This window comes from Pseudomonas sp. P1_C12, from assembly GCF_056406435.1.
Genome location: NZ_JBFUAE010000006.1, coordinates 116559 through 143554 on the forward strand (window position 1 = coordinate 116559; position 26996 = coordinate 143554).

Annotated in this window: 24 protein-coding genes; 11 read left to right on the forward strand and 13 right to left on the reverse strand. The window is 60.7% G+C overall.

What is annotated here, in order from left to right:
• Window positions 1-117: 117 nt before the first annotated feature.
• Window positions 118-1653 carry an FAD-dependent oxidoreductase gene (locus tag AC1D19_RS12785; protein WP_477763422.1) on the reverse strand — a complete coding sequence of 512 codons (1536 nt, stop codon included), beginning with the start codon at window positions 1651-1653 and terminating at the stop codon, window positions 118-120.
• A gap of 137 nt (window positions 1654-1790) precedes the next feature.
• Between AC1D19_RS12785 and AC1D19_RS12790 the strand changes: the two genes are divergently transcribed.
• On the forward strand, window positions 1791-2882 hold the full coding sequence (locus AC1D19_RS12790; protein ID WP_477763423.1) for a DUF1615 domain-containing protein: 1092 nt from the start codon (window positions 1791-1793) through the stop codon (window positions 2880-2882).
• 77 nt (window positions 2883-2959) lie between these two features.
• Here the strand turns inward: AC1D19_RS12790 and AC1D19_RS12795 are convergent, their stop codons facing one another.
• Window positions 2960-3322: a hypothetical protein gene (locus AC1D19_RS12795; protein ID WP_477763424.1), complete on the reverse strand. Its 363-nt coding sequence runs from the start codon at window positions 3320-3322 to the stop codon at window positions 2960-2962.
• Between the two features lie 261 nt (window positions 3323-3583).
• Here AC1D19_RS12795 and AC1D19_RS12800 point away from each other — a divergent pair, with 261 nt between their 5' ends.
• A complete protein-coding gene (locus tag AC1D19_RS12800; protein ID WP_477759911.1) occupies window positions 3584-4207 on the forward strand; it encodes a glutathione S-transferase family protein in 624 nt (207 codons plus the stop codon).
• Between the two features lie 66 nt (window positions 4208-4273).
• Here AC1D19_RS12800 and AC1D19_RS12805 read toward each other — a convergent pair whose 3' ends face one another.
• Window positions 4274-4714 (reverse strand): CBS domain-containing protein, encoded by a 441-nt coding sequence (locus AC1D19_RS12805; protein WP_007987990.1) that lies wholly within the window; start codon window positions 4712-4714, stop codon window positions 4274-4276.
• 331 nt (window positions 4715-5045) lie between these two features.
• Here AC1D19_RS12805 and AC1D19_RS12810 point away from each other — a divergent pair, with 331 nt between their 5' ends.
• Window positions 5046-7406, forward strand: a complete 2361-nt coding sequence (locus tag AC1D19_RS12810) for a DNA polymerase II (protein ID WP_477763425.1) — start codon at window positions 5046-5048, stop codon at window positions 7404-7406.
• On the opposite strand, the gene AC1D19_RS12815 is transcribed toward AC1D19_RS12810, so the two are convergent.
• Together AC1D19_RS12815 and AC1D19_RS12820 are read right to left on the reverse strand one after the other, a co-directional pair.
• On the reverse strand, window positions 7371-7841 hold the full coding sequence (locus AC1D19_RS12815) for a DUF1810 domain-containing protein (protein WP_477763426.1): 471 nt from the start codon (window positions 7839-7841) through the stop codon (window positions 7371-7373). The two genes, AC1D19_RS12810 and AC1D19_RS12815, sit on opposite strands and share 36 nt — an antisense overlap.
• A 29-nt stretch (window positions 7842-7870) precedes the next feature.
• Complete coding sequence (locus AC1D19_RS12820; RefSeq protein ID WP_477757007.1) at window positions 7871-8692, reverse strand: aldo/keto reductase; 822 nt, start codon at window positions 8690-8692, stop codon at window positions 7871-7873.
• 279 nt (window positions 8693-8971) lie between these two features.
• Here AC1D19_RS12820 and AC1D19_RS12825 point away from each other — a divergent pair, with 279 nt between their 5' ends.
• Together AC1D19_RS12825 and AC1D19_RS12830 are read left to right on the forward strand one after the other, a co-directional pair.
• Window positions 8972-9721, forward strand: a complete 750-nt coding sequence (locus AC1D19_RS12825; RefSeq protein WP_477759912.1) for a hypothetical protein — start codon at window positions 8972-8974, stop codon at window positions 9719-9721.
• A 128-nt stretch (window positions 9722-9849) separates the two neighbouring features.
• Window positions 9850-10635 carry a sulfite exporter TauE/SafE family protein gene (locus AC1D19_RS12830; protein ID WP_477756576.1) on the forward strand — a complete coding sequence of 262 codons (786 nt, stop codon included), beginning with the start codon at window positions 9850-9852 and terminating at the stop codon, window positions 10633-10635.
• Between the two features lie 20 nt (window positions 10636-10655).
• Here the strand turns inward: AC1D19_RS12830 and AC1D19_RS12835 are convergent, their stop codons facing one another.
• The gene (locus AC1D19_RS12835) at window positions 10656-11024 is read right to left on the reverse strand and encodes a VOC family protein (RefSeq protein WP_108219214.1); all 369 of its coding nucleotides are present in this window, start codon (window positions 11022-11024) and stop codon (window positions 10656-10658) included.
• A gap of 180 nt (window positions 11025-11204) precedes the next feature.
• Here AC1D19_RS12835 and AC1D19_RS12840 point away from each other — a divergent pair, with 180 nt between their 5' ends.
• On the forward strand, window positions 11205-11756 hold the full coding sequence (locus tag AC1D19_RS12840; RefSeq protein ID WP_477763427.1) for a DUF4174 domain-containing protein: 552 nt from the start codon (window positions 11205-11207) through the stop codon (window positions 11754-11756).
• A 112-nt stretch (window positions 11757-11868) separates the two neighbouring features.
• Here the strand turns inward: AC1D19_RS12840 and AC1D19_RS12845 are convergent, their stop codons facing one another.
• A complete protein-coding gene (locus AC1D19_RS12845; protein ID WP_477763428.1) occupies window positions 11869-13092 on the reverse strand; it encodes an AAA family ATPase in 1224 nt (407 codons plus the stop codon).
• Between the two features lie 523 nt (window positions 13093-13615).
• Between AC1D19_RS12845 and AC1D19_RS12850 the strand changes: the two genes are divergently transcribed.
• Window positions 13616-13963 (forward strand): DUF6124 family protein, encoded by a 348-nt coding sequence (locus tag AC1D19_RS12850; RefSeq protein WP_477755757.1) that lies wholly within the window; start codon window positions 13616-13618, stop codon window positions 13961-13963.
• 50 nt (window positions 13964-14013) lie between these two features.
• Here AC1D19_RS12850 and ampC read toward each other — a convergent pair whose 3' ends face one another.
• The 3 genes from ampC to AC1D19_RS12865 all read right to left on the reverse strand — a co-directional run bounded on the left by ampC (window position 14014) and on the right by AC1D19_RS12865 (window position 17985).
• Window positions 14014-15123, reverse strand: a complete 1110-nt coding sequence (gene ampC / locus AC1D19_RS12855; RefSeq protein WP_477763579.1) for a class C beta-lactamase — start codon at window positions 15121-15123, stop codon at window positions 14014-14016.
• Window positions 15124-15270: 147 nt separating this feature from the next.
• Window positions 15271-16614, reverse strand: coding sequence for a glucarate dehydratase (gene gudD / locus AC1D19_RS12860; protein WP_477763429.1), 1344 nt, complete (start codon window positions 16612-16614; stop codon window positions 15271-15273).
• 24 nt (window positions 16615-16638) lie between these two features.
• Entirely contained in the window at window positions 16639-17985 is a 1347-nt protein-coding gene (locus AC1D19_RS12865; protein ID WP_477759915.1) for an MFS transporter, read from the reverse strand.
• 280 nt (window positions 17986-18265) lie between these two features.
• Between AC1D19_RS12865 and AC1D19_RS12870 the strand changes: the two genes are divergently transcribed.
• Window positions 18266-18976 (forward strand): FadR/GntR family transcriptional regulator, encoded by a 711-nt coding sequence (locus AC1D19_RS12870; RefSeq protein ID WP_477755754.1) that lies wholly within the window; start codon window positions 18266-18268, stop codon window positions 18974-18976.
• Window positions 18977-19106: 130 nt separating this feature from the next.
• Here AC1D19_RS12870 and AC1D19_RS12875 read toward each other — a convergent pair whose 3' ends face one another.
• Window positions 19107-20018, reverse strand: a complete 912-nt coding sequence (locus tag AC1D19_RS12875; protein ID WP_477755753.1) for a DMT family transporter — start codon at window positions 20016-20018, stop codon at window positions 19107-19109.
• Between the two features lie 96 nt (window positions 20019-20114).
• Between AC1D19_RS12875 and AC1D19_RS12880 the strand changes: the two genes are divergently transcribed.
• Window positions 20115-20978 (forward strand): LysR substrate-binding domain-containing protein, encoded by an 864-nt coding sequence (locus AC1D19_RS12880; RefSeq protein WP_477763430.1) that lies wholly within the window; start codon window positions 20115-20117, stop codon window positions 20976-20978.
• Between the two features lie 23 nt (window positions 20979-21001).
• Here AC1D19_RS12880 and acnA read toward each other — a convergent pair whose 3' ends face one another.
• A complete protein-coding gene (acnA, locus tag AC1D19_RS12885; protein WP_477763431.1) occupies window positions 21002-23743 on the reverse strand; it encodes an aconitate hydratase AcnA in 2742 nt (913 codons plus the stop codon).
• A 222-nt stretch (window positions 23744-23965) separates the two neighbouring features.
• Here acnA and rlmM point away from each other — a divergent pair, with 222 nt between their 5' ends.
• On the forward strand, window positions 23966-25039 hold the full coding sequence (rlmM, locus tag AC1D19_RS12890; RefSeq protein WP_154910041.1) for a 23S rRNA (cytidine(2498)-2'-O)-methyltransferase RlmM: 1074 nt from the start codon (window positions 23966-23968) through the stop codon (window positions 25037-25039).
• 171 nt (window positions 25040-25210) lie between these two features.
• Entirely contained in the window at window positions 25211-25462 is a 252-nt protein-coding gene (tusA, locus tag AC1D19_RS12895; RefSeq protein WP_007987255.1) for a sulfurtransferase TusA, read from the forward strand.
• Window positions 25463-25587: 125 nt separating this feature from the next.
• Here tusA and AC1D19_RS12900 read toward each other — a convergent pair whose 3' ends face one another.
• On the reverse strand, window positions 25588-26991 hold the full coding sequence (locus AC1D19_RS12900; RefSeq protein ID WP_477763432.1) for an MATE family efflux transporter: 1404 nt from the start codon (window positions 26989-26991) through the stop codon (window positions 25588-25590).
• Between the last annotated feature and the right edge of the window lie 5 nt (window positions 26992-26996).

Consider the following 26996-nt stretch of genomic DNA (forward strand, 5'->3'; position numbering starts at 1 on the left):
TGCATACCCCCTGTAGGAGCCGGCTTGCCGGCGAAGGCGGTGGGTCAGACAGTATCAATGCTGCCTGACCCACCGCCTTCGCTGGCAAGCCAGCTCCTACAAGGGGGTTGTGTTGCATCAGGGAACGCCAAAAAACGGCCGGATCCCGTGATCACGGAAGTACCGTTCGATCACTTTCGGGTCCGCACACGTCTCGGCAATCGCCACATAGGTATCGGGCCGCAACAGATAAAAGCCATTGCGCCCCAGGCCCGCCGCTTCGAACGCCGGTCGCCAGTCGAACACATGCAGCGGCAAATGGTGCTCGTGGCACCAGGCGATCATCTCGTCGCTGGTGTCGCCATAGACATGCACCTGCCAGGTCAGGCACTTGAGCGACTCGAAATTATCCCCCTCACCGTCATGGGCCCAGGGCAGGCGATCACCGCCATGCACACGCCCGGCAACGCCCGTGCTCAGCGGCATTCCACGATAATTCAGGGTGATCTGCGACACTGTGCGAAACAGGAACTGACGGGAGGTTTCGAACGAGGTCATTTTCGGTAACAAGAACGGGGCCAGGCGCGTACGCAGCAAATCGGCAATCGGCCCGTCGGCGGTGACGAAGTTGAAGACCCGGTCGGTGGTGGCCACCAGTTTGCGGGCGAAGGCGATGCGCTCGGTTTCAAAGGTGTCGAGCAGTCTGGCCTCGGCGCCGCCGCTCAACACTGCCGCGAGTTTCCAGGCCAGGTTGATGGCATCGCCGATCCCGGTGTTCATGCCCTGGCCGCCCGCCGGGCTGTGGACGTGGGCGGCATCGCCCAGCAAAAACGCCCGGCCGTTGCGGAAGTGATCCGCCACCCGGTGATGTACGCGGTAGGTCGAGAACCAGTTCAGTTGCTCGATCTTCACCTTCATATGCTCGATGGCCCGGCTGCTGACGTCTTCGAAACGCAGGGTCTCGGCGTGTTCGGCGCGCTCGTCGCGCACCGTGCCGATCAGACGGGCACGACCACTGTCTCCCAGCGGGAACACGGCGAGGAAGTCCGCCTCGTCGAGATCCACATGCAGTTCGCCGTTGAATGTCGGGCCGCTGGCCTGCACGTCGGCGACGTAGAAAATCTGCTGGTAAGTGCCGCCGGGAAACCCGGTATCCAGGGTCTTGCGCACAATCGACCGGGCACCGTCGCACCCGGCCAGGTAACAGGCCTGGCAGGTTTCCTGCTGGCCGTCGGGCAGGTGCAGTGTGGCCGTGATGCCATCTGCGGTTTGCTCGAAGCCTGCCAGTTCAGTGTTGCGTTCCACCGTGATGCCGAAGGCTTCCAGGCGCTCGATCAGCAGCCGTTCGTGTTCGTCCTGCGGGAAGATCTCGAGAAACGAATAGGGCGTCAGGCCTTCACCGATCTGGGACAGGGGCAGGCGCGCAACGGGCTCACCCTTGACCCAGAAGTTGCCGGCCTTTACTTGATGGCCGTGTTGCACCACGGCATCGGCAAGGCCCAGCTGGCGATACAACTCCAGCGTCCGTGCCTGGACGGCCAGCGCCCGGGATGTGGTGCCGGGGGCCGAGGTTTTGTCGACAATCCGCACGCGAACCCCCAGTTTGCTCAGCCACAACGCCAGGACCAGCCCGGTCGGGCCGGCGCCGACGATCAACACGTCGCTGCGGTGCATGAACCTGTCCTCCTCGCTGTGTGAATCAAGTATGGTCCAGTCGGGGAGGGCGGCAACCGTCGGACTACCACGACCGTAGCCGCTGACCTGCCATTGGTCGTATGGTTAGCCCGGACCAACGGATCAGATGGAACGACATGCAAATCAGATTGATCACAAGCGTCGGCGTGTTGCTGGTATTGACCGGTTGCGGCAGCCAGCGGGCCCAGGAGCCGACGACGCGCACCCCGGCCGAAGTGAAGGCCGAGATTGTGCGTTTGCTGCCGGCGAAAGCAGCCGATCCCCAGGGTTGGGCCACGGATATCCAGGTGGCGTTTACCGCGCAAGACATCTCGCCGACCACGCAAAACCTGTGCTCGGTGCTGGCCGTGACCGAACAGGAATCGACCTTTCAAGTCGATCCGGGCGTACCGGGGCTGGGCAAGATCGCCCGCGACGAGATCGACCGCCGTGCCGCCAAGGCGCACATTCCCGGCCTGTTGGTGAGCGGTGCATTAATGCTCGATTCGCCGAATGGCAAAAGCTACAGCAGCCGCCTGAATGCCGCGCGCAGTGAAAAGGAACTGAGCGCGATTTTCGACGACTTCATCGACATGGTACCGATGGGCAAAAAACTGTTCGGCGGCTTCAACCCGGTGCATACCGGCGGGCCGATGCAGGTCGGCATTGATTTTGCCGAACAGCAGGCCAAGGGCTATCCGTACCCGGTGCAGGGTTCGATTCGCCATGAAGTGTTCACCCGGCGCGGTGGCATGTATTTCGGCATCGCGCATCTGCTTGGGTACCCGGTGAGCTACCCGCAGCCGCTGTACCGTTTTGCGGACTTCAACGCGGGTTGGTACGCCAGCCGCAACGCCGCGTTTCAGAACGCAGTGAGCCGGGCGTCCGGTATTCCGTTGGCGCTGGATGGCGATCTGGTGAACTACGGTTCGATCATGCCCGGCACCACGGAACTGGCCGTGCGCACCCTCGGCAAGCAACTGGACATGCGCAATCCGACGATCCGCGAGCAACTGGAGGAGGGGAAAACCCTGGCGTTCGAAGACAGCAAACTCTATCGGCGGGTTTTCGAACTGGCCGAACGGGCCGAGGGCCGGCCGTTACCCCGTGAGGTGTTGCCGGGGATCGTGCTGCAAAGCCCGAAAATCACCCGCAAACTCACCACCGCGTGGTTCGCCAAACGGGTCGATGAACGTTACCAGCGCTGCATGGCGCGGGCAGGGAAGTAATTGCGGTGCAAAAAAATCATAAAAAACCCGGCGGGTGAGGCCGGGTTTTCGTTGAGTCCTGCGGTAAAGCACTGCATTCAGACAGCGCGGCTTTCGATCAGACGATCCGAACCGCCTTCAGCGACGCGGTTTTCCAACAGCTTGTCGGAACCGCCTTCAGCGACGCGGTTTTCCAACAGCTTGTCGGAACCGCCTTCAGCGACGCGGTTTTCCAACAGCTTGTCGGAACCGCCTTCAGCGACGCGGTTTTCCAGCAGCTTGTCGGAACCGCCTTCGGCAACACGTTTTTCCAGCAGGCGATCGGAACCACCCTCGGCCACACGGCTTTCAATCAGACGATCCGAGCCGCCTTCAGCGACCACAGGTTGAGCAGCAGTTGCGGCAAAAGCGTTAACTGCGAAAACCGAGAAAGCGATGCTGAGAAGGACTTGGCGTTTCATGATGGTGTGCTCCGGGGTGCTTATGGGTTGGTATGGAGCAGATGTTACGCCGGGGATTTTTTAAGAGAACTTCATTGAGGTGATGGTGAACATCGACGGCAATGATAGGGCCCGTGCCATACCCCTTGTGAGCGTGATGGTGCGATCGTCGGATGGCCGCTGTGTGACGGTTGGCGGCTTCTACACTGGATAGCTGGCGCGTTCCTCTGCCGGGACGGATGATGAGGCACTGCAGAGATCGCGGTGTGAAAGGAGACGTTTATGTACCAGCTCTACGGTTATCAGAACTCCGGGGCGGCGGCCGTCGAAGCCGCTCTTGAACTCTGTGATGTTCCTTATCGCTTCATCGATGTCGAGACCTCCGCGGAGGCGGCCCAGGCGCTGGAGAAACTCAACCCGCTCAAACAGATTCCGACCTTGCAGCTACCTGATGGCAGCGTCCTGACCGAGAGCGCGGCGATCCTGATTCACCTCGGGCTGACCTTTCCCGCATCGGGGTTGTTGCCGTCAGACCCGGCCGAGCGGGCGCAGGCCATTCGCGGCATGGCGTACATCGTCAGCAATTGCTATGCGGCCATCGGCATCATTGATTACCCCGAACGCTGGCTGGCCAAGGCGGATGAGTCGTCCAGGCACAACCTCATGGAGGGCGCCCGCCGGCGCCTGCACTGGAGTTGGGAGGTGTTCGCCGATCAATTCTCGGGCGAGTTGTACCTGGGCAGCGAGAAGCCAGGGGCGCTGGATGTGCTGGCGGCGGTGATCTCGCGATGGGCGGGCAGTCGGGAGCATTTGCGTAATGCCCGGCCGGGTTTTTTCGCCTGGCTGGAACGCATCGACCGCTACCCGGCGCTAACGCCGGTATTCGCCCGGCATTGGCCGGCCTGAACACCGTAAACCCCCTGTAGGAGCGAGCCCTGCGCGCTCCTACAGGGGGGTGCGGCGTGTGCGGATTTACTCCCCGCGGATGTACTGTTCCAGCTGTTTGATCAGCTCCGCCTGTTCGGCAATCGCTTCCTTGACCAGGTCGCCGATCGACAGCAAGCCAATCAATTTGCCGCCTTCCACCACCGGCAAGTGCCGCAGGCGCCTATCGGACATGATGCCCAGGCAGGTCTCCACGGTTTGATGGGTGTCGACGGTAATCACCGGCGACACCATGATGTCGCGCACCGGCGTGCCCACCGAAGAGCGGCCGTGCAGCACCAGTTTGCGTGCATAGTCCCGTTCGCTGATGATGCCCAGCACTTCATCATTCTCCACCACCAGCAAGGCGCCGACGTTTTTCTCGGCCATCTTCATCAGCGCTTCGAGCACCATGTGATCGGGTTTGATCTGGTGCACTTCCTGATTCTTCTGATCTTTGAGCTTGAGCAGTTGGGCGACGGTTTTCATGGTGGTTACTCGGGTGTTGTCGTTGTTCTTGAAGAATCGTAGACGCGAGCGTTCAGGGCAAGGGCGAAAGCGGCAGATAACACGCAAAAAACGTCATTCGACGGTTTTTCTTCGGTAAACCCCTCATTTCCGGCCAGCACCTTACTTGTAGGAGCTGGCTTGCCAGCGAAGACGGACTGTCAGCCAACAAAGATGTTGAATGTACTGACCCCTTCGCAGGCAAGCCTGCTCCTACAGGGTTGATGTTTACCGCTGATACCGGGGGCAAACGCGCTATCCCGGCCGATGACGGGTAGAATCCCCCTCTGAATCAACGTTGAGGTTTGCAGTGGTGGATCTACAGCAGGGCTTCGTCCTGACCCGGCATTGGCGCGACACCCCGGCCGGCACGGAAGTCGAGTTCTGGCTGGCGACCGACAGCGGTCCCCGGCGCATCCGCCTGCCTCATCAACCGTCGGTGGCGTTCATCCCTGCTGCGCAGCGTCAGGCGGCCGAAGGCGTTTTGCGTGACGAGAAGAACGTCGAGCTCAGGCCCCTGGCCCTGCAGGATTTCGAACATCGCCCGGTCCTCGGACTTTACTGCCAGCAACATGGCCAGTTGATGCGCCTGGAAACCGCGCTGCGCCGGGCCGGTGTCGAGGTGTTCGAAGCCGACGTGCGCCCGCCGGAACGCTACATGATGGAACGCTTCATCACCGCGCCGGTGCGCTTCAGTGGCACGCCGAATGCCGAGGGCCTGCTGCTCGACGCCCAGATGAAACCCGATCCCGACTACCGGCCGAGCCTCAGACTGGTGTCCCTGGACATCGAGACCACGGCCCGGGGCGAGTTGTATTCCATTGCCCTGGAAGGTTGCGGCGAACGTCAGGTGTACATGCTCGGTCCGCCGAATGGCGACGCCAGCCAAGTGGATTTCCAGCTCGAATACTGCGATTCGCGGACCTTGCTGCTGAAAAAACTCAACGACTGGTTTGCCCGCTTCGACCCCGACGCGATCATCGGCTGGAACGTCGTGCAGTTCGACTTGCGGGTGCTTCACGAACACGCCCGGCGCCTGGCGGTGCCGTTGAAACTGGGGCGTGGCGGTGAGGAAATGCAGTGGCGCGAACACGGCAGCGGCAACCATTTCTTCGCTTCAGCCGCTGGCCGCCTGATCATCGATGGTATCGAGGCCCTGCGTTCGGCGACCTGGAGTTTCCCTTCGTTCAGCCTGGAAAACGTCGCGCAAACCTTGCTCGGCGAGGGCAAGTCCATCGACAACCCGTACCAGCGCATGGACGAAATCAATCGCATGTTCGCCGAGGACAAACCGGCGCTGGCCACATACAACCTCAAAGACTGCGAACTGGTCACGCGGATTTTCTCCAGGACCGAGTTGCTCACCTTCTTGCTGGAGCGGGCCAGCGTCACCGGTTTGCCGGCCGATCGCATGGGCGGTTCGGTGGCGGCGTTCACTCACTTGTACATGCCGCTGATGCACCGTCAGGGTTTCGTTGCGCCGAATCTTGGTGGCAAGCCACCCGAAGCCAGCCCCGGCGGTTTTGTCATGGATTCGCAACCAGGACTGTACGAATCGGTGTTGGTGCTCGACTACAAAAGCCTCTATCCGTCGATCATCCGCACCTTCCTGATTGACCCCGTGGGGCTGATTGAAGGGCTCGAGCACCCGGACGACAGCGAGTCGGTACCGGGTTTTCGTGGCGCGCGCTTTTCTCGCACCCGGCATTGCCTGCCATCCATCGTCGCCCGGGTGGCCGAAGGCCGGGAAACCGCCAAGCGCGAACACAACGCACCGCTGTCCCAGGCACTGAAAATCATCATGAACGCGTTCTACGGTGTGCTCGGCTCCAGCGGTTGTCGCTTCTTCGACACGCGCCTGGCTTCGTCCATCACCTTGCGCGGGCACGAGATCATGCTGCGTACCCGCCAGTTGATCGAGGCCCAGGGGCATGCAGTGATTTATGGCGACACCGATTCGACCTTCGTCTGGCTGCGTCGCGCCCATGGTCAGCAGGAGGCGGCGCAGATCGGCCACGCGCTGGTGGCGCACGTCAATCAGTGGTGGCGCGAGCACGTGCAGCAGGAATACGGCTTGCAAAGCGTTCTCGAATTGCAGTTCGAAACCCACTACAAGCGCTTTTTGATGCCGACCATTCGCGGCGCCGAAGAAGGCAGTAAAAAGCGCTACGCGGGGCTGGTGACCCGTGCCGATGGCAGCGACGAAATGGTCTACAAAGGCCTGGAAACCGTACGCACCGACTGGTCACTGCTGGCCCGGCAATTCCAGCAGGAGCTGTATTCGCGGATCTTCCTGCGCAAGCCCTATCAGGACTATGTGCGTGACTACGTGCGCAAGACCCTGGCCGGTGAATACGATGACCGGCTGGTCTACCGCAAGCGCCTGCGCCGCAGCCTCGATGACTATCAGCGTAACGTGCCACCCCATGTGCGCGCGGCGCGCCTGGCCGACGAATACAACGACCGCCAGGGTCGTCCTCGGCAATACCAGAACGGTGGCTGGATCAGCTATGTGATCAGCGTCGCCGGCCCCGAGCCGCTGGAAGTGCGCAGCGCGCCCATCGATTACGACCACTACATCACCCGGCAACTGCAACCGGTGGCGGACGCGATACTGCCGTTTGTCGACGACGACTTCTCAACCCTGATTGGGGGGCAACTGGGCCTGTTTTGAGTCCATCAGCGACAAGGTCCAGTCATCCAGGATGCCGTGGAAGTACTGGTTCAAGGCTTGCTGGAAAAGGCTGTCGGCGGCGGCGACCTGGGCAAACAGGGTCATCGAGGAATGAAACTTCAGGTCGTCGGGAGGGCCGAAAATCCCGGCCACCGAGCGCTCCCGGATATTCAGCACTTCCTGGGTGCAGGTGCGTAGCCGGGCGCCCAGCAACGGGTGCTCAAGGTAGGCCAGGGCTTCCTCCCGCGAGCGGATGGCAAAGCGGCGCGACATCTCGCTGCCGCCGAGCCCGGCAAACTGCGGAAAAATGAACCACATCCAGTGGCTGCGCTTTTGCCCGTTGCTCAGCTCGTTTTGAACCCGGTCGAATACCGGGTCCTGAGCCTGGAGAAAGCGTTGCAGATTGAACGGGTCCAGGTGGTCGGTGCTTCTCATGGCGAAGCTCTCTGACAGACTGCGGTGGTTCAGACCATGGCCAGCCGCTGTTTGCGTTGTGGCGCGTGAAACGCTTGGTCCAGCGCCTCCAGATCCCCGGGTTCAAGCTGCAATGTTGCGGCCTGGGCATTGAGCCGCACATGCTCGGGTTGGACCGCTTTGGGGATGGCGATCACTCCTTCCTGACGCAGTATCCATGCCAGCGCCACCTGTGCCGGTGTGACCCCGTGACGGGCGGACACTTGCCTGAGCGTAGCATTGGCGAGCATTTTACCGCCTTGGCCAATCGGGCAGTAAGCCATGACCGGCAACCGCCGTTGTTGGCTCCAGGGCAGCAAATCAAATTCTATGCCCCGTTGTTCGAGGTTGTAGAGCACCTGATTGGTGGCACAGGCCGGGGCGTCCAGTTCCAGCAAGTCGTCGAGGTCGAAATTGGACACGCCCCAACGACCGATCTTGCCGGCTTCGCGCAGGCGTTCGAAGGCTTCGACGGTTTCCTCCAGCGGATACTGGCCACGCCAATGCAACAGATACAGATCGATGTAATCGGTGCCAAGCCTGCGCAGGCTTCGCTCGCACGCCAGGGGAATGCCCTGGCGACTGGCGTTGTGCGGGTACACCTTGCTGACCAGAAAGACGCTGTCGCGCTGGCCGGCGATGGCATCGCGGACCACTTCCTCGGCGCCACCTTCGGCGTACATTTCAGCGCTGTCGATCAGGCTCATGCCCAGTTCGATACCCAGGCGCAGGGCCGCGACTTCTTCCGTGTGCCGTGAACGGTCTTCGCCCATCTGCCAGGTCCCCTGGCCGATAACCGGGACCCTGGCGCCAGCCAATTCAAGCGTGCGCATGCAAACCTCCTGTGTGTATTCGGTGAAAAGTGTAGGAGCTGCCGCAGGCTGCGATCTTTTGACTTTGATTGTTCAAGATCGAAAGATCGCAGCCTGCGGCAGCTCCTACAGGGAGTGTGTACCGACCTAATGATTTTCTGATCCGTTTTTTCTTTGAACATTCCCCTGCCAGTGATCGATTGGTACCGCCCGAAACTGCACTTTTTCGCAATGTCCGGCTCTATCCATGGCAGCCTGCGGCGATCCCCACCGTCGGCCCATGCCCAAGTTCAAGAACCCATGGCTCGAGTTTCACCCGCAATCACTTCAAAAATCCGCCGTCATTGCCTGCTGCTGGCAGGTCTGTCGATGTTCTTCGTCAGCGGTTGCAGCCAGCAGCAGGGCGGCGACATCCTCACCCAGATGCGCGAAGGCAAACCCCAGGAGTTAATGCAGACCAGCGTCGACCGCATGGCCTCCCTGACCATGCGCGACAACCTCAACAGCCTTTACCTGCTGATGAGCAAGCTCTACCTGCGTAATCCCGATGAGCTGAAAAAGTCCGGTTTCCTCGATGCCCGCACCGCCGGCAAGCAAGTGCGCATGGCCATCGAACAGCAGCAGCCGTTACCGACCCTGGGTGGCAAAAAGGATCTGGCGGCCCTGCGCTTTGCCATGAGCCCGGAGTTTCTCGGCGACCGGGTCGGGGCATTCATCTATGCCATTGGCAGCATGCTGGTGACCGCCCATGGGAGTCGCCTCGAGTTCTACATGACCGATACGATCAACCCGGTATTCGTCAGCAATGCCGCGCGCAACATCGAGATCGCCACCTGGATCCTCAGCCAGCGACAGAACAAAGAGGGCGAGCCCTTGCTGTTCTCCAACGAAATCTCGGAGGAGGGCAGCAACCTGAGTTTTGCCGTCGAGTTCGGCAAGATCGTCGCCCGGCTGGACCTGCTGACCCAGATGCTCGACGAACGCTACCGGCGCATTGGCCTGAATTATGCCCAGAGCTTGCTGTTCCTGAATTTCCTGCCGGTGCAGTGAGCACGACACATATTCCTTGTGGGAATTGAGTTCAGGGTATAAAGATAGATCGCATCGATATAACTGGTTATAAGAAATATCGCTATGCTGCGGGCCAGATTTCCCTTGCGATCTTTGTGGACGTATTCATGGATTTAGTGAACATCGGGTTGGTCGTTGCCGGGCTGGTCGTCGGCTTCATCGTCGGCATGACTGGCGTGGGTGGCGGGTCGCTCATGACGCCGATCCTGCTAGGGTTCGGCATCAACCCGGCGACGGCGGTCGGTACCGACCTGCTGTACGCCGCCATCACCAAGTCCAGCGGTGTACTGGTTCACCGCAAGAACAACAACATCGACTGGGCGATTACCGGCTGGCTGACCTTGGGCAGCGTGCCCGCTGTGGCGTTGACGCTGTGGTTCCTCAGCACCCTGCACAGCGCCCCCGAGGCGATGAACGCGATCATCAAGCAGGCCCTCGGTTTTGTGTTGTTTGCCACCGCACTGGCGATCCTGTTCAAGAAGCGCCTGCTCGACTTTGCCCACAAACGGGCGGGCGGCCATTACAACCCCAGCGGACTGCGCCTGAATGTGATGACGGTCATCACCGGGCTGGTCCTTGGCACCATGGTCGCGCTGACGTCCATCGGCGCCGGTGCACTGGGCACCGTGGCACTGTTCATCCTCTATCCGATGCTGCCGACCCGCCGCCTGGTGGGGACTGAAATCGCCCACGCCGTGCCGTTGACCCTGGTCGCGGGCCTTGGCCATGCCAGCATGGGCAACATGGATTGGCACGTCCTGGGTTACTTGCTGGTGGGCTCGTTGCCGGGGATTTACCTGGGCAGCCACCTGACCGGGCGCATCTCCGACGAACTGCTGCGCCCTTGCCTGGCGACCATGCTGTTGTTGATCGGCTACAAATTGGCGTTCTGATTCAAACCGCCACGCCAGCTTCATTCGCGGGTGAATATTTCCAGCAGATGCCCGTCCGGGTCATCGAAATACACCCGCCGTCCTCCCGCGTAATCATTGATCTCCCTCAGTCGCTGCTTGCACGGGTCGGCCCACCAAGGCTGACCGTTGGCTTGCAGGCGAGCGAAGGCTGCATCGAAATCCTCGTCGCCCATCAAGAATGCGTAGTGCTGGGATGCTATCGGCGGGTCGTTATCGTAGAAATCCAGTGACACGCCGTTATCCAGTTTGACGATCAGCATGGGCCCGAAGGGCTGCGGGGCGGGCAGGCCAAGGAGGCTGGCCAGGAAATTCGCCGAAACCTGCTTGTCCCGGCACCAGACGATGGTGTGGTTCAACTGAGTGCTCATGCACAAGTCCTCACGACGGATCAGGCGGGTTGTCATGAGTCTTCAGATTAGCCCAGCCTGTTGCGCAATGACCGCCCTGACCTAAGCTTGGGGCAAGGCGAGACATATTTGCGGTACGTCACCCGGAACGATCGCCGCAATGCGCAATCATTAGAGCGTGGATATCAAAAGGAGATGCGCATGCTCATCAGGTCACTGACCCTGGCTACTTTGCTGGCGATTGCCGGCACTTCGTTCGCCGCTGATGGCGACTCACCGCTGGACATGGACAAGGGCAGGGCCCGGCCACTGATTGTCATCGCTCCGAGCACGGTTGATCCGACCTGGGTCGGCCTGAAAAAGTCGCTGGATGAGCCGGCCAATCGCAAGGGGTTCACCGACCGCAACATGGTGCTCTACACCGTACTCAACCTGATGGGCCAGCGCGACGGCAAAGACCTCGGGCCACAAGACACGGCGGCGCTGATCCGCTCGCTCAAGCTGGGCGCCGGCGCCAAGACCAAGGTCATCCTGGTCGGCAAGGACGGCGAAAAGAAACTCGAACAATCGGACGCCATCAAGCTGGACGAGATTTTCAGCGCTGTCGATCAGTTGCCGGCGGCCGAGAAAGAATTCACGGCGACAGTGGCGGCTCCGGTCACTGAGGCCGAGCCGGCGGCCAAAGGCACCAAGCCCGGGAAAAGCAGCAAACCGGCGAAGGCCGCCAAACCGCCTGAAATGCCGGATGATTGAACCGACACTGAATTCTTGTGGTGAGCAATTAACCTGTGGGAGCGAGCTTGCTCCGGGCGGCGTTCCGACGATGGCGTCGTAAAAGTCGATATCGATGTTGAATGTCAGGCCGTCATCGCGAGCAAGCTCGCTCCCACAGGTTTTGTGCCAGGTTGCGTTCTTCCAGAAGCACCTGATTGGCATCCAATCCACACAGGCCTGATTGTTCGTGCAGTTCCCCGTCATTGAGTACGTAGCACAGCACGTCTTTCGCGTCGCTGATGACCAATGGCGAGTGAGTGGTCAGGACAAACTGGCAATTGGGGAAGGTTTCGCTCAACTGTCGAATCAAACTGCGCTGCCATTTGGGGTGCAGGTGCAAATCGACCTCGTCGATCAGGACAATGCCGTCACCTTCCAATGGGTTGTCCAGAGACTGGTTCATCATCGCCAATCGGCGTGCGATGTCGCCGACCAGCGCCATCATCGACTTTTCGCCCTGTGAAAGCTGGGAGACGTTAAGCGTCACGCCGTTTTTGTCGATGGCCATGTGCAGGCGCGGTTTGCGTTGCACTCGCAGGTTGCTGAAGCCGGGCATGAACGCGGCGATGGCGGAACGAACGGCGGTCAACTGACGATCCCGGGAAGAAGCTTTCAATTGGGAAAGGGTTTTCCAGATGTCACTGTCATTGCCGAACTTTGCGGAAATCTCGGATAACGCAGTATCGGATACACCGGTTTCGTTTTCGCTGTCTTCGCGTTCGCGGAACCATTCGAAGAAACGACGGAAGTCCACTCCACGATTCAACGCGTTGTCGTAACCGTCGAGCTGATCGAAGGTATGTTTGGTGCGAATTTTTAGCGGGATTTCCAAAACCGAGCGCTCAACCGGGTAGTAGGCGATCAGAGGGAGTGAAGCTTTTTCATCGATGGTTAGTTGAGTGCGATAGTGGTCTGCAAGGAGGCTGGCTTCCGCTAATTCACTATGGACATCACTCTTTCGCCCTTGTCTGCCACGAGCAATGGCCCAGTTAAAGAGATCATGTTTTGAATAATCGTCGGGGGAACGTGGTTGCGCCGGTGAACTGTCTGATACGGAAGTCAAAACGACTGCGACTGTAGCGCCGTTTCGAATGTCTTCATTTGTAAGGTAACTGCCAACACCTTTCTCAGTACGAATCCTGGCAACTAGCCAACTCAATGAGGTGGCCAATGATTTTAAAAGGGTGGTTTTCCCGGCACCGTTGTTTCCCACAAGCACCGTCACATTTGAGCGGTGTTTGGGGGTGGGGGCCAGGTAAATGGTCATATCGGTGAAGCGACCGACATCCTTGAGCTGAAAGCTGAAAATTTCCATTACAACGCCCTTTTAGGGTCAGTCGGTTTGAATAGTTGAGCGCGCATTATGTCATTCCTGGCCACGGATTGATCCGATGCCGTTCGCAGGCTTGAGAGGTCCATTAGATACAACGGTTTCACCTGCACCACAACGGTCATGAGCAAAAAGGTATTTGTAACTGGATGCTCAGAAAATCGAGCGTAGGCAAAGGACTTCAGTTGCGTCGGAAATTTCCTGCATGACGTGGCGCACCCCGTGAACTGGTGCCCATTGGGCCGTATCGATAACCTTCTTCAGCCGCTGCAAAATCAGCGGTCGGATGTGGAAGTCCGTTGGTTCAAGCCATCTACCAATGCCCCTAGAGCGCAGTCGACATTTTTTATGTCAACATCGCCGCGTTTTGGCGGCTGTGCGCGGGAGCACTTTCGAGTGCACCGGGTTTTGGTGGATTGACCTGGACTTCCACACCTGCGTACAGCTGCCACCCTCATGTGGAAGTGAGATGGGTAGTTTTCTCGACAATCCCCAATGGTACTTCTTCATGAAAAAGCTAAGTCCGAATCCCCCGGAATCCCCATCCGAGGCAGATGTCCCACTCTCCGACATCACCGAACCCGCCGTCAGCGCTCGCTTGCGCAACCCCAAACACGCCGACCCGGTCAGCCACATCTTCACCATCCTCCCAAACGTCGACACCCCAACGCTGCTGTGTCACGCCTGCGAAACCCTCGCGTCCCTGAATGTGCTGATCACGGACCTGGCCTGCAAGCTGGAAAGCTCCAACCGCAACGTGGCGCTTTCGATTCAGCAATTGGCAGTGGTGGGCGAGTTGTTGGTGAACCGCGCGCTGGACAATATCGACCCGCCCGAAGGTGTGCCGATAAAGTAAAAAAGGCGACCTCTAGAGGTCGCCCTTATCTATGGAGAAGGCGACAAGGTTTATTGAGTCAGGGCACTCAGAATCTGATGGGCAATCCTGACCCGCTGCGCATTGGGATAATTCTTGTTGGCCAGAATCACAATGCCGATGTCCTTCGATGGCACGTATGCCACGTAAGCACCAAAGCCCCCGGTTGAACCGGTCTTGTTGACCAGCACGCTCTGCGGCTGCGCTTGCGGCGGGTTCAGCCATTGGACCTTGTGCGCCTCCATGGCCATCGGCGTGGAGTTGCCGTCCAGCAAGCGATCCAGCGTGATCGGGTAGCGATACATCTCCCAGCCCAGGCCCTGGGTCATATCGCCAACGGTGTAGTAACCGCTATGGGTCAAGGCGATGGCTTGCTGCAATGGCTTTTCCAGAGACGCCGGCTTCATGTTCGCGCCGACATAGCCCAGCAAGTCCGCGGCGCTGGTTTTCACCCCGTACGCCTCGGAATCCAGCGCCCCCGGAGTGACCCGTACCGGTTTGCCGTACTTGTTGTAGCCCTGGGCGTACAGCGCCATCTGATCCTGCGGCACATGCACATAGGTGTGCTTGAGGCCCAGTTTCGGCAGCAGGGTTTTCTCCATCAGCTCATCGAACGACTGGCCCATGCTTTGGGCGGCGAGGTAGCCGAACAGGCCAAGGCTGGGGTTCGAATACAGTCGGTGGCTGCCGGGAGCGTAGAGCGGTTTCCATTGTTGGTAGTAGCCGAGCATTTTGTCGGCCGAATCAGATTCAGCAGGGAATTGCAGTGGCAAGCCGCCAGCGCTGTAGGTGCCCAGTTGCAGCACGCTGATGTGGTCGAACGCGCTGCCGCGCAAGGCCGGCAGGACCTGGCTGGCTTTGTCCGACAGCGACAGCTTGCCCGTGGCCTGGGCGTAGGCGGCGAGGGTGGCGGTGAACGTTTTACTGACGGAGCCGATTTCGAACAGGGTGTCTTGCGTGACGGGGTTGCCGGTTTCTTTCGAGGCGACGCCATAGTTGAAGTAATGCGCCTGGCCGTTGACGGTGACTGCCACGGCCATGCCGTGAATACCCTCGGCTTGCATCACCGGTTGTACAGCGGCGTTCACCACTGTCTCGATTTGATCCTGTGCCACGCACTGGCCCGCGGCGAATATCGCCATGCAAGCGGCGATGGTTTTCAGCCTGTCCATATTGGTTTCATCCGTCGTTGATTCAGGTGCGCGCCATTCTATGGGGAAAACCCTGTTTTTAAATCCGACCGCCCACAGGCGGGTCGGGTTTATTGTTACAAGGTGCGCACCGTCGATTCAACGTACCAGGCACGGCCGCTTGTTATCGAACTTCCAGTCCGGAATCAAAAACTGCATCGCCACGCTGTCATCCCGTGCCCCCAGGCCCATGCCTTTGTACAGTTCATGGGCCTTGGCCAGTTGATCCATGTCCAGCTCCACCCCCAGCCCCGGTTTCTGCGGCACCTGCACGCAGCCGTCGACGATGTGCAGCGGGGCCTTGGTCAGGCGTTGGCCGTCCTGCCAGATCCAGTGGGTGTCGATGGCGGTGATCTCGCCCGGCGCGGCCGCCGCGACATGGGTGAACATCGCCAGGGAGATGTCGAAGTGGTTGTTGGAGTGCGAACCCCAGGTCAGGCCCCATTCGTGGCACATCTGCGCCACGCGCACCGAGCCCTGCAGGGTCCAGAAGTGCGGGTCGGCCAGGGGAATGTCGACCGACTGCAGCTGGATCGCGTGGCCCATCTCCCGCCAGTCGGTGGCGATCATGTTGGTCGCGGTCTTCAGGCCCGTGGCCCGGCGGAACTCAGCCATGACTTCGCGTCCCGAGTACCCGTTTTCCGCCCCGCACGGGTCTTCGGCATAGGCCAGCACGTGGTGCTGATCGCGGCACAGGCGGATGGCTTCCTTCAGCGACCAGGCGCCATTCGGGTCGAGGGTGATGCGCGCATCGGGGAAGCGTTCGGCGAGGGCCGTGACCGCTTCGATTTCGGCGTCGCCGCTGAGCACGCCGCCCTTGAGCTTGAAGTCCTTGAAACCGTAACGGGCATGGGCCGCCTCGGCCAGACGGACCACCGCGTCGGCGGTCATGGCTTTCTCATGTCGCACACGGAACCAGTCGTTGTCGGCGTCCGGTTCGCTGCGGTAGGCGAGGTCGGTTTCGTTGCGATCACCGACATAAAACAGATAGCCAAGCATCTTCACTTCATCGCGCTGCTGGCCTTCGCCGAGCAGGGCGGCCACCGGCACGTCCAGGTGCTGGCCGAGCAAGTCGAGCAATGCGGCTTCCAGGCCGGTGACGGCGTGAATGGTGATGCGCAGGTCGAAGGTCTGCAAACCGCGCCCACCGGCATCGCGGTCGGCGAAGGTCTGGCGCACCTGATTGAGAATCTTCTGATAAGTGCCAATCGGGCTGCCGACCACCAGGCTGCGTGCGTCTTCGAGGGTCTGGCGGATACGTTCGCCCCCCGGCACCTCGCCAACGCCGGTGTGGCCGGCGTTGTCCTTGAGGATCACGATGTTGCGAGTGAAGAACGGCCCATGGGCGCCGCTCAGGTTGAGCAGCATGCCATCGTGGCCGGCGACCGGAACCACTTGCATGCTGGTGATGACCGGGGCTTTTGCGGTGTCTTGTGGGTTCATTTTCCAATCCTTAAAAAGCTGAATTCAGGCGTGGTTGGGTGCAGCTTTGCTCTGCGCCACGGCGGGTGCGGATTTCGGTGTGTTGCGGGCGGCAAACACGATGATCGCGGCGATGATCGAGGTCGCGGCCAGGCCGTACAGCCCGCCCTGAATGGAACCGGTGCGTTCTTCCAGCAGGCCGAAGGTGGTCGGCGCAACGAAGCCACCGAGGTTGCCCACCGAGTTGATCAACGCGATGACGCCGGCGGCAATGCGCGCATCCAGGTAGGCCTGGGGAATCGGCCAGAACAGCGACGAGGCGGATTTGAAGCCCAGTGCTGCAAAGCAGATGGCGACAAAGGCGAAGATCGGTCCGCCGGTGGTGGACATGAACATCCCGGCCGCGGCGATCAGCAGGGCGGCAGCGACCCAGGCTTGCTGGTGTTTCCACTTGCCCGACAAGGAGGCGAAGGCGTACATGCCGACAATCGACAGCAACCACGGAATCGAGTTGAACAGCCCGACCTGGACATCGCTCAGGTCGCCCATCTTCTTGATGATGCTTGGCAGCCAGAAAGTCGCGGCGTAGATGGTCAGCTGGATAAAGAAGTAGATCAGGCAGAACAGGATGATCTGGCGATCCTTGAGCAACTTGCCCAGTGACGGCTTGATCGGCGTCGCCGCTTCCCGGGCCAGCTGTTCGTCGTCGATGGCCTTGACCAGCGCGTCCTGCTCCTCGCGGCTCAGCCATTTGGCGTCATGGGGTCTGGAGTCCAGCCAGAACCAGACGAACACGCACAACCCCACCGAAAACATGCCCTCGATGAAGTACATCCACTGCCAGCCGTGCAGGCCCAGGCCACTGATTTGCAGAAGTAGCCCGGACAGCGGGCCGGAGATCAGCGAGGCAATCGCCGAGCCGCTGAGGAAAATCGCAATCGCCTTGCCGCGCTCCACGCCGGGCAACCAGCGGGTGAAGTAGTAGATCACCCCGGGAAAGAACCCGGCTTCGGCCACGCCCAGCAGAAAACGCAGGATGTAGAAGTGGGTTTCGTTCTGGATGAACGCCATGCCCGCGGCGACCAGGCCCCAGGTCAGCATGATCCGCGTCAGCCAGATACGTGCGCCGACTTTTTGCAGAAGGATGTTGGAGGGCACTTCGAACAACGCATAACCGATGAAGAACAGACCGGCACCCAGGCCATAGGCGGCCGCGCCAATACCCAGGTCGTGTTCCATGTGGGTGCGGACGAAACCGATGTTCACGCGATCAATGTAATTGACGATGAACATGATGACGAACAGCGGCAAGACGTGACGTTTGACTTTGGCGATGGCGGACTTCAGCGCTGAATTGGCGTCGTCGTGCATCGCGGAGATGGATGTATTCACTGCGTTTTCTCCCACTCGTTATTTTTATGCGGGGTGAAGCTGGGTGCTGCGTTGTTGCTAGACATCATACAACTAGGTTTTTTGATCTTGCAACCACGTTTATCCAATGAAATAGAGCGATTGCAGAGATTTTTTATTCTTTTTGTGGTGGCAGGTAGCCTTTGAAACGACTCAATATGGGGTGGTTGTTGAGTGTTGTCATACAAGTTGAGCGAGATTTTTCAGGATTCCCACCCGGCGCGGTGCTACGATTCGATAGCCCCGATTTCCGGACACCCCCATGCAAGAAGACCTCGAAGTACCCGCCCGCAAGCGCAGCCACAACCTGGCCCATGACCTGGTCGAAAAATTGACCCAGCGCATCCTGCTCGGCCAGATGTTGCCCGGCGACAAGTTGCCGTCGGAAAACACCATCGTTCAGGAACACGGGGTCAGTCGCACGGTGGTGCGCGAGGCGATCTCGAAGCTGCAGGCCTCGGGGCTGGTGGAGACCCGGCACGGCATTGGCACGTTCGTGATCGAGCGCGCACCGGAGCAGGGGCTGCGGCTGAATGTCGATACGGCGTTGGGGGTGCGCAGCATTCTGGAGTTGCGCATGGGCCTGGAAACCCAGGCGGCGGCGCTGGCGGCAACTCGCCGCACCGATCTGCAACTGGCGCAGATGCGTGAAGCACTGGATGACTATCAAAGCCTGCTGGCCAACAACGACAGCTGTGTCGAAGCGGACCGGCGTTTTCATCTGCTGATCGCCGAAGCCACTGGCAACCTGTGCTTCACCGAGATCATGCAGCACCTGGGCAGTGCGATGATCCCGCGCACCCGGGTCAATGCCGCCGAGCGTGGCGCGGTGGACTTGAGCAAGCTCGGCCAGTTGGCCAACCTTGAGCACGAGGCGATTCTCAACGCCATCAAGCGCCAGGACCCGGACACGGCGCGGGCGGCGATGTGGCTGCACCTGACCAACAGTCGCGACCGGTTTTCGGCTAGCTGAGGTTGTCTGTTTTTCAGTTGCACCGAGTCATCGTTCATCGCGAGCAGGCTCGCTCCCACATTGGAATGCGTACCCCTGTAGGAGCGGGCTTGCCCGCGAAGGCGTCAGTCCAGGCAACAAAAAGCATGGATCAGACCCTGGCAACCTGAACAACCACAACCCGCCGCTCCAGATTCAACGCCAGCACACTCGCCAACACCACCAGCCCGCCGACCACGATCATCAACGTCGGCCGCTCGCCAAGCGCATAGGACGCAATGACCATCGCCGTCGGCGGCGTCAAATACAGCGTCATCGTCGCCCGGCTCAAATCGACATGCGCCAGCACATAGGCCCAGGCCAGGTACGCCAGGGCACTGGGGAAAATCCCCAGTGCTAACACGGCGAACTGCACATGCAGCGGCGCAATCGCGATTTGATCCATCAGGCCGGGCAGATAAATCAACAACAACACCGTCCCGGACCACACCGTGTAACACACCAGCGTCAGCCCGTCGTAACGCCCGGTGTGATGCTTTTGCAGGGCAAAGTAGAGGCTCCAGGACACCGCCGCCAACAGGATCAGCAAGCCGTGGGCGTCGAGGCTGCCCAGGCCATGATCGCCGGCCACCACAATCAGCACGCCAAACAAGCCGAGCAGCACACAACCCCAGCGCCACAGGCTCACCTGATCCTTGAACACGAAGCGCGCAATCAATGTGCTGAACAGCGGTGTGGTCTGGGCCAGGACGCTCGAAGCCCCGGCGCTGATACCCTGCTGCCCGAAGTTGATCGCCACGTGGTGCAGGCTTACCGCAAAGAAACCCAGGCCGAACATCAGCGGCAAGTCTCGAAGCCTGGGCAAGCGAATGCCCTTGAGTATCGCGATCACTGCCATGAACACGGAGGCCAGCAGGAAGCGCAGGAGTGCCAGGTGCACGGGGTCGTAGGCCTGCAGGCCGATATGGATGCCGGTTGGGGAATACCCCCAGCACGCCACGACAAACGCCATGGCCAGGATGATTTTCCAGGGTGAAACGGAGGAGGGTGTGAGCGGCGACATGGTCGTGCACCTGTGGGTGGATGCACCGAGTATCAGAAAGCGTATCGTTCGCCACAACTGACTTATAATGCTCAAACTGTTCACTATGGGTGATGTATGGAGCTGGCACAGATTCGCATGTTCAAGACCGTGACCGATGTCGGCAGCATCGCCCGCGCGGCCGAGCTGTTGCATTGCGTGCCGTCGAACATCACGGCCCGCATCAAGGCCCTTGAGGCCGAACTGGGTGTCGCGCTGTTTTTGCGTGAGGGCCGAGGGCTGCGCATCAGCCCGTCGGGGCAAACCTTCCTGGCCTACGCTTCGAAAATCCTTGCTCTCACCGCCGAGGCCAAGCGCGCGGTCGACCCTTCGGCCGAGCCCTCGGGACCGTTGCGCATCGGCGCCATCGAGTCGTCGGCCACCGGGCGCTTGCCGCGTCTGCTGGCGAAATTCCACAAGCGTTTCCCGCAGGTGGCGCTGGAGCTGGCCACCGGCTCCTGGGGGCAGTTGCTTGACGACACACTCAATCACAAGCTCGACGGGGCCATCGTGGCGGTGGATGTCGAGCGTTCGCACCTCAAGCGCACGCCGATGTACCGTGAGGATTTATTGCTGATTGCCTCGACCTCCCTGGGGCCGCTGCGGGACATCAGCGACTTGCGGGACCAGACCGTATTCATGTGGCCACAGGGCTGTCCGTACCGGGCGGCGCTGGAGCATTGGTTGCTGCGACAGGGGCAGGCACTGCCGATTGTCAGCCTGGCGAGTTATGGCGCGATTGTCGGTTGCGTCAGCGCCGGGGCTGGGGTGGCACTGGTGCCCAAAGGCGTGTTCGACCAATACGCCAAAGGCGCGGGGTGCGCGGGGTTTGAATTCCCCGAACTGACCGCCGTCGACAACCTGTTTTACTGGCACGAAAACGCCGGGGTGCACCCGGCGCGCGAGGCGTTCGTGGCGATGCTGCGCGAGGAGTTTGCCTGATTTGCACTTGTGGGAGCGAGCCGTTATGAGGCAATCAACTGCCGCAACACGTAATGCAAAATTCCTCCCGACTTGAAGTATTCCACTTCATTGAGCGTATCGATCCGGCACAACACCTCGACCTTTTCCTTGCTGCCGTCTTCACGGGTGATGACCAGCGACAGGTTCATCCGTGGCGTCAGCTCGACGCCGGTCAATCCGAGGATGTCCAGGGTTTCACTGCCGCCCAGTTTCAGGCTCTTGCGGTTCTGGTCCAGCTTGAACTGCAGCGGCAACACGCCCATGCCCACCAGATTGGAGCGGTGAATCCGCTCGAAGCTTTCGGCGATGACCGCTTTCACCCCCAACAGATTGGTGCCCTTGGCCGCCCAGTCGCGGCTCGATCCGGTGCCGTATTCCTGGCCGGCGATCACCACCAGCGGCGTGCCCGAAGCCTGATAGCGCATGGCGGCGTCGTAGATCGGCATTTTTTCCCCGGTGGGAATGTAGCGGGTGTTGCCGCCTTCCTCGCCGCCGAGCATTTCGTTGCGTATGCGGATGTTGGCGAAGGTGCCGCGCATCATCACTTGGTGGTTGCCACGCCGCGAACCGTAGGAGTTGAAGTCCCGTGGCTCCACGCCTTTGTCGCGCAGGTATTGCCCTGCCGGGCTGTCGGCCTTGATGTTGCCGGCGGGGGAGATGTGGTCGGTGGTCACCGAGTCGCCGAGCAACGCGAGAATGTTCGCTGCGCAGATATCCTTGACCACCGGCGGCGGCCCGCCGATGTCATCGAAAAACGGCGGATGCTGGATGTAGGTCGAGTCGTCCTGCCAGACATAGGTCGCCGCTTGCGGAACCTTGATCGCCTGCCATTGCGCGTCACCGGCAAACACTTCGGCGTATTCCTTGTGGAACATCGCGGTGTTGACCTGATTCACCGCGTCTGCAATTTCTTTGCTGCTTGGCCAGATATCCCGCAGGTAAACCGGTTTGCCGTCCTTGTCATCGCCCAACGGTTCGCGGCTGAGGTCAGTGCGCACCGTGCCGGCCAGCGCGTAGGCGACCACCAGTGGCGGGGAGGCCAGCCAGTTGGTTTTCACCAGTGGATGCACCCGGCCTTCGAAGTTGCGATTGCCTGAGAGCACCGATGCCACGGTGAGGTCGGCTTGCTGGATGGCTTTTTCGATGGGCTCCGACAGCGGCCCGGAGTTGCCGATGCAGGTGGTGCAGCCATAGCCGACCAGGGCGAAGCCCAATTCATCGAGGTAACGGGTCAGGCCGGCCGCCTTGTAGTAGTCGGTGACCACTTTCGAGCCGGGGGCCAGCGAACTCTTCACCCAGGGTTTGCGTTTCAGGCCTTTTTCCACAGCCTTCTTCGCCACCAGCCCGGCCGCCATCATCACGCTCGGGTTGGAGGTGTTGGTGCAGGAGGTGATCGCGGCAATCACCACCGCGCCGTTTTTCAGGCGATAGGTCTGGCCTTCGTAGTCGTAATCCGCTTCGCCGGCCAGATCGGCGTTGCCGACGGCGACGCCGCCGCCACCCTCGCTTTCCAGGCGGCCTTCTTCCTTGCTGGTGGGTTTGAATTGCAGGTCGACGAAGTCGCTGAAGGCTTGGGCGACATTCGGCAGCGACACCCGGTCCTGCGGGCGTTTCGGCCCCGCGAGGCAGGCTTCGACGCGGCCCATGTCCAGCGCCAGGGTGTCGGTGAACAGCGGTTCCTGGCCGGGCAGGCGCCACAGCCCCTGGGCCTTGCTGTAGGCCTCGACCAGTTGCACCGTTTCGAGGGGGCGGCCTGAGAGGCGCAGGTACTCCAGCGTGACGTCGTCCACCGGGAAGAAACCGCAGGTGGCGCCGTATTCCGGGGCCATGTTGGCGATGGTCGCGCGGTCGGCGAGCGGCAGGTCGGCGAGGCCATCGCCGTAGAACTCGACGAATTTGCCCACCACGCCTTTCTTGCGCAGCATCTGGGTGACGGTCAGCACCAGGTCGGTGGCGGTGATGCCTTCCTTGAGCTTGCCGGTGAGTTTGAAACCAATGACTTCGGGAATCAGCATCGACACCGGTTGCCCGAGCATCGCCGCTTCCGCCTCGATACCGCCGACGCCCCAGCCGAGCACGCCGAGGCCGTTGATCATGGTGGTGTGGGAGTCGGTGCCGACCAAAGTGTCGGGGAAGGCATAGGTGCGGCCGTCCTCGTCCTTGGTCCAGACCGTGCGACCGAGGTATTCAAGATTCACCTGGTGGCAGATCCCGGTGCCCGGCGGCACCACGCTGAAGTTGTCGAAGGCACTCTGGCCCCAGCGCAGGAACGCATAACGCTCGCCATTGCGCTGCATTTCAATGTCGACGTTTTGCTCGAAGGCGCTGCTGCTGGCGAACTTGTCGACCATCACCGAGTGGTCGATCACCAGGTCTACCGGCGACAGCGGGTTGATCCGCTGTGGATTGCCGCCGGCCTTGGCCATCGCCGCACGCATCGCGGCCAGGTCGACCACAGCGGGAACGCCAGTGAAGTCTTGCATCAAGACCCGCGCCGGGCGGTACTGGATTTCGCGGTCGGAGCGACGCTCCTTGAGCCACGCGGCCAGTGCCTTGAGGTCGGCGCCGGTGACGGTTTTTTCGTCTTCCCAGCGCAGCAGGTTTTCCAGCAGGACTTTCAAGGACATCGGCAACTTGTCCAGGTCGCCCAGGCTTTTGGCGGCATCGGGCAGGCTGAAATAGTGGTAGGTCTTGTTGCCGACTTGCAGGGTCTTGAGCGTTTTCAGGCTATCGAGGGACGGCATTGCGATCACTCCTTAAAGTCCGCACGGCTACGGACTGAGGGGACGGGCAGAACATTAAACCTAGCCCTGTTTTAAGTAGCTGGCTAATAACTCGATTCTATGGGCAAGTCCGAGGTTCCGAAGTCAGCTATCATGCGCGGGTTTTCGTGACAGGCTTTGCTTCAACGCAAGCCTGGGCATCGTGCAGTGGCCGAAATTCCTCGCCATTGCCCAGGAGTAAGAATGAACACCCTCTTTATGCATTGCCGGCCGGGCTTCGAAGGCGAAGTCTGTTCCGAGATTTCCGACCTCGCCGCGCGCTTGAATGTGGCCGGTTATGCCAAGGCCAAAGCTGCAACTGCCTGCGCCGAATTCGTCTGCACCGAAGAAGACGGCGCCGAGCGCCTGATGCGCGGGCAGCGTTTCGCCGAGCTGATCTTCCCGCGCCAGTGGGCTCGGGGGATTTTCATCGATCTGCCGGAAACCGACCGCATCAGCGTGATCCTCGCGCATATGGCGGACTTTCCGCTGTGCGGCAGCCTGTGGCTGGAAATGGTCGACACCAATGACGGCAAGGAACTGTCGAACTTCTGCAAGAAATTCGAAGTGCACCTGCGCAAGGCGCTGATGGCCGCTGGCAAACTGGTGGAAGACGCGCATAAGCCGCGCCTGTTGCTGACCTTCAAGAGTGGGCGTGAAGTGTTCATGGGCCTGGCCGAGTCAAACAACTCGGCCATGTGGCCAATGGGCATTCCGCGCCTGAAGTTTCCACGCGAAGCGCCGAGCCGCTCGACCCTCAAGCTGGAAGAGGCCTGGCACCACTTCATCCCGCGCGACCAGTGGGACGAGCGCCTGCACAGCGACATGACCGGCGTTGACCTCGGGGCCGCCCCCGGTGGCTGGACCTGGCAACTGGTCAACCGCGGCATGTTGGTGACGGCGATCGACAACGGCCCGATGGCCGAAAGCCTGATGGACACCGGTCTGGTGCAGCACTTGATGGCCGACGGTTTCACCTTCAAGCCCAAGCAACCGGTGGACTGGATGGTCTGCGACATCGTCGAGAAGCCGGCGCGCAACGCCGCGATGCTGGAAGAGTGGATCGGCGAGGGGCATTGTCGTGAAGCGGTGGTTAACCTCAAGCTGCCGATGAAGCAGCGTTACGCCGAAGTGAAGCGTTTGCTCGAGCGCATTGCCGATGGCTTCAAGGCCCGGGGCATCAAGGTCGAGATTGGCTGCAAGCAGCTGTACCACGACCGCGAGGAAGTGACCTGCCATTTGCGCCGGCTGGATGTGAAGAAGCCCAAGTCCCGCTAACCACACCACCCCCTGTAGGAGCTGGCTTGCCAGCGAAGGGTCCCTTGAGTCATGCGCCGAATTTGCGGACGCCTTCGCTGGCAAGCCAGCTCCTACAAAGATGGATGTCTGTCGCAGATGACGTTACACCCGGCAATGCGCGACAATGCCGGCCAGTTTCAGGAGTGAATCATGAGTGAAATGCTTGATACGCCGGTAGACGGCACCCTCGACGCCACCGGCCTCAACTGCCCGGAGCCGGTGATGATGCTACACCAGCATATCCGTGACCTGGTGCCTGGCGGCTTGCTCAAGGTGATCGCCACTGACCCGTCGACCCGTCGCGACATTCCCAAGTTCTGTGTGTTTCTCGACCATGAACTGGTGGCGCAGCACGAAGAGGCGGGCACCTACCTCTACTGGATTCGCAAGAAATCCGGCTGATCATCAAGCCCCTGTAGGAGCGAGCTTGCTCGCGATGGACGTCAACGATAACGCGTAATACCTGATGCCCCGCGGTGTCCTGGCGTTTTTCGCGAGCAAGCTCGCTCCTACAAGGGGTACGGCGATCAACCCTGACTGTTACGAATCCGCCGGCGCGCACTGAGCGTCAGGCGGATCGACAGCATCAGCGCCGCACAGCTCAAGCCGGCAATCAGCCCTTCCCAGAGCCCGCTCGGGCCGCTGGCCGGACCGAACCAGTCGGTCAGTCCCAGCACGTAGCCGACCGGCAGGCCGATGCCCCAATAGGCGAACAAGGTCAGGATCATCGTCACCCGGGTGTCCTGGTATCCACGCAACGCGCCAGCGCAAATCACCTGGATGGCATCGGAAAACTGGTACAGCGCAGCATAGACAATCAGCATCGATGCAATCTGGATCACGTTCCTGTCAGGCGTGTAGATCGAGGCGATGGGCTCGCGCAGCAGCAGGATCAGGCTCGCCGAGAACGCCGCGAACACCAGTGCCGCGCCGAGCCCGACCTTTGCCGCGAAGCGCGCCTGCCAAGGATTGCCGGCCCCCAGTGCCTGACCGACGCGCACGGTCACCGCCATGCCCAGCGAGTAAGGAATCATGAACAACAGTGAGCTGATGTTCAGGGCGATTTGATGCCCGGCCACCACGGTAGAGCCGAGACTACCGATCAATAGCGCGATGACCGCGAAGATGCTGGACTCGGCGAAGACGGCGATACCAATCGGCAGGCCAATGCCGACCAGGCGCTTGATCACGACCCATTGCGGACGGTCGAAGCGCACCAGCACACGGGTGCGGGAATAGAAGGGCGCCCAGAACGTCCAGCCGGCCATGCTCAACGCCATGAACCACATCACGATGCCGCTGGCCCAGCCGCAACCGACGCCGCCCAGGGCCGGTGCGCCGAAGTGGCCGTAGATCAACGCATAGTTCAGCGGGATGTTCAGCAGCAGGCCGCACAAGCCAATGACCATGCTCGGACGGGTGCGCCCCATGCCATCGCTGTAGCAGCGCAGTACGTAATAAAAAGCCATGCCCGGCAAGCCGAAGGCGATCCCGTGCAGGTAACCCATGCTCGGCTCGATCAACTGCGGATCGACTTTCATCCAGTGCAGGATCGGCTCGGCGCCGAGCAGCAGGCCACTGCCGATCAACCCGACACACAGCGCGAGCCACAGCGCCTGGCGAACCAGCGGGCCGATCTCGTCAAACTGCCCGGCGCCAAAGCGTTGTGCGACCTTGGGTGTGGTAGCCAGCAGGACGCCGGACATCAACAGGTAGACGGGAATCCAGATCGAGTTGCCCAGGGCCACCGAGGCCAGGTCCCGTGGGCTGACGCGGCCGGCCATCACCGCATCGACGAAGCCCATGGCCGTGGTCGCCAGTTGCGCGATCATGATGGGCAGGGCCAGGTTGAGCAGGCCTTTGAGTTCCAGGCGAACGGGGGTTGTCCGCGCAGGCGCAATGGCGGCGGTATTCTCGATTACAGGATTCAATAGCG

What these genes read in the sequence shown, in the direction of transcription:
- AC1D19_RS12785 (WP_477763422.1), bottom strand. Translation starts at nt 1,653, where the DNA reads ATGCACCGCAGCGACGTGTTGATCGTCGGCGCCGGCCCGACCGGGCTG.
- AC1D19_RS12790 (WP_477763423.1), top strand. Translation starts at nt 1,791, where the DNA reads ATGCAAATCAGATTGATCACAAGCGTCGGCGTGTTGCTGGTATTGACC.
- AC1D19_RS12795 (WP_477763424.1), bottom strand. Translation starts at nt 3,322, where the DNA reads ATGAAACGCCAAGTCCTTCTCAGCATCGCTTTCTCGGTTTTCGCAGTT.
- AC1D19_RS12800 (WP_477759911.1), top strand. Translation starts at nt 3,584, where the DNA reads ATGTACCAGCTCTACGGTTATCAGAACTCCGGGGCGGCGGCCGTCGAA.
- AC1D19_RS12805 (WP_007987990.1), bottom strand. Translation starts at nt 4,714, where the DNA reads ATGAAAACCGTCGCCCAACTGCTCAAGCTCAAAGATCAGAAGAATCAG.
- AC1D19_RS12815 (WP_477763426.1), bottom strand. Translation starts at nt 7,841, where the DNA reads ATGAGAAGCACCGACCACCTGGACCCGTTCAATCTGCAACGCTTTCTC.
- AC1D19_RS12820 (WP_477757007.1), bottom strand. Translation starts at nt 8,692, where the DNA reads ATGCGCACGCTTGAATTGGCTGGCGCCAGGGTCCCGGTTATCGGCCAG.
- AC1D19_RS12825 (WP_477759912.1), top strand. Translation starts at nt 8,972, where the DNA reads ATGGCTCGAGTTTCACCCGCAATCACTTCAAAAATCCGCCGTCATTGC.
- AC1D19_RS12830 (WP_477756576.1), top strand. Translation starts at nt 9,850, where the DNA reads ATGGATTTAGTGAACATCGGGTTGGTCGTTGCCGGGCTGGTCGTCGGC.
- AC1D19_RS12835 (WP_108219214.1), bottom strand. Translation starts at nt 11,024, where the DNA reads ATGAGCACTCAGTTGAACCACACCATCGTCTGGTGCCGGGACAAGCAG.
- AC1D19_RS12840 (WP_477763427.1), top strand. Translation starts at nt 11,205, where the DNA reads ATGCTCATCAGGTCACTGACCCTGGCTACTTTGCTGGCGATTGCCGGC.
- AC1D19_RS12845 (WP_477763428.1), bottom strand. Translation starts at nt 13,092, where the DNA reads ATGGAAATTTTCAGCTTTCAGCTCAAGGATGTCGGTCGCTTCACCGAT.
- AC1D19_RS12850 (WP_477755757.1), top strand. Translation starts at nt 13,616, where the DNA reads ATGAAAAAGCTAAGTCCGAATCCCCCGGAATCCCCATCCGAGGCAGAT.
- ampC (WP_477763579.1), bottom strand. Translation starts at nt 15,123, where the DNA reads ATGGCGATATTCGCCGCGGGCCAGTGCGTGGCACAGGATCAAATCGAG.
- gudD (WP_477763429.1), bottom strand. Translation starts at nt 16,614, where the DNA reads ATGAACCCACAAGACACCGCAAAAGCCCCGGTCATCACCAGCATGCAA.
- AC1D19_RS12870 (WP_477755754.1), top strand. Translation starts at nt 18,266, where the DNA reads ATGCAAGAAGACCTCGAAGTACCCGCCCGCAAGCGCAGCCACAACCTG.
- AC1D19_RS12875 (WP_477755753.1), bottom strand. Translation starts at nt 20,018, where the DNA reads ATGTCGCCGCTCACACCCTCCTCCGTTTCACCCTGGAAAATCATCCTG.
- AC1D19_RS12880 (WP_477763430.1), top strand. Translation starts at nt 20,115, where the DNA reads ATGGAGCTGGCACAGATTCGCATGTTCAAGACCGTGACCGATGTCGGC.
- acnA (WP_477763431.1), bottom strand. Translation starts at nt 23,743, where the DNA reads ATGCCGTCCCTCGATAGCCTGAAAACGCTCAAGACCCTGCAAGTCGGC.
- rlmM (WP_154910041.1), top strand. Translation starts at nt 23,966, where the DNA reads ATGAACACCCTCTTTATGCATTGCCGGCCGGGCTTCGAAGGCGAAGTC.
- tusA (WP_007987255.1), top strand. Translation starts at nt 25,211, where the DNA reads ATGAGTGAAATGCTTGATACGCCGGTAGACGGCACCCTCGACGCCACC.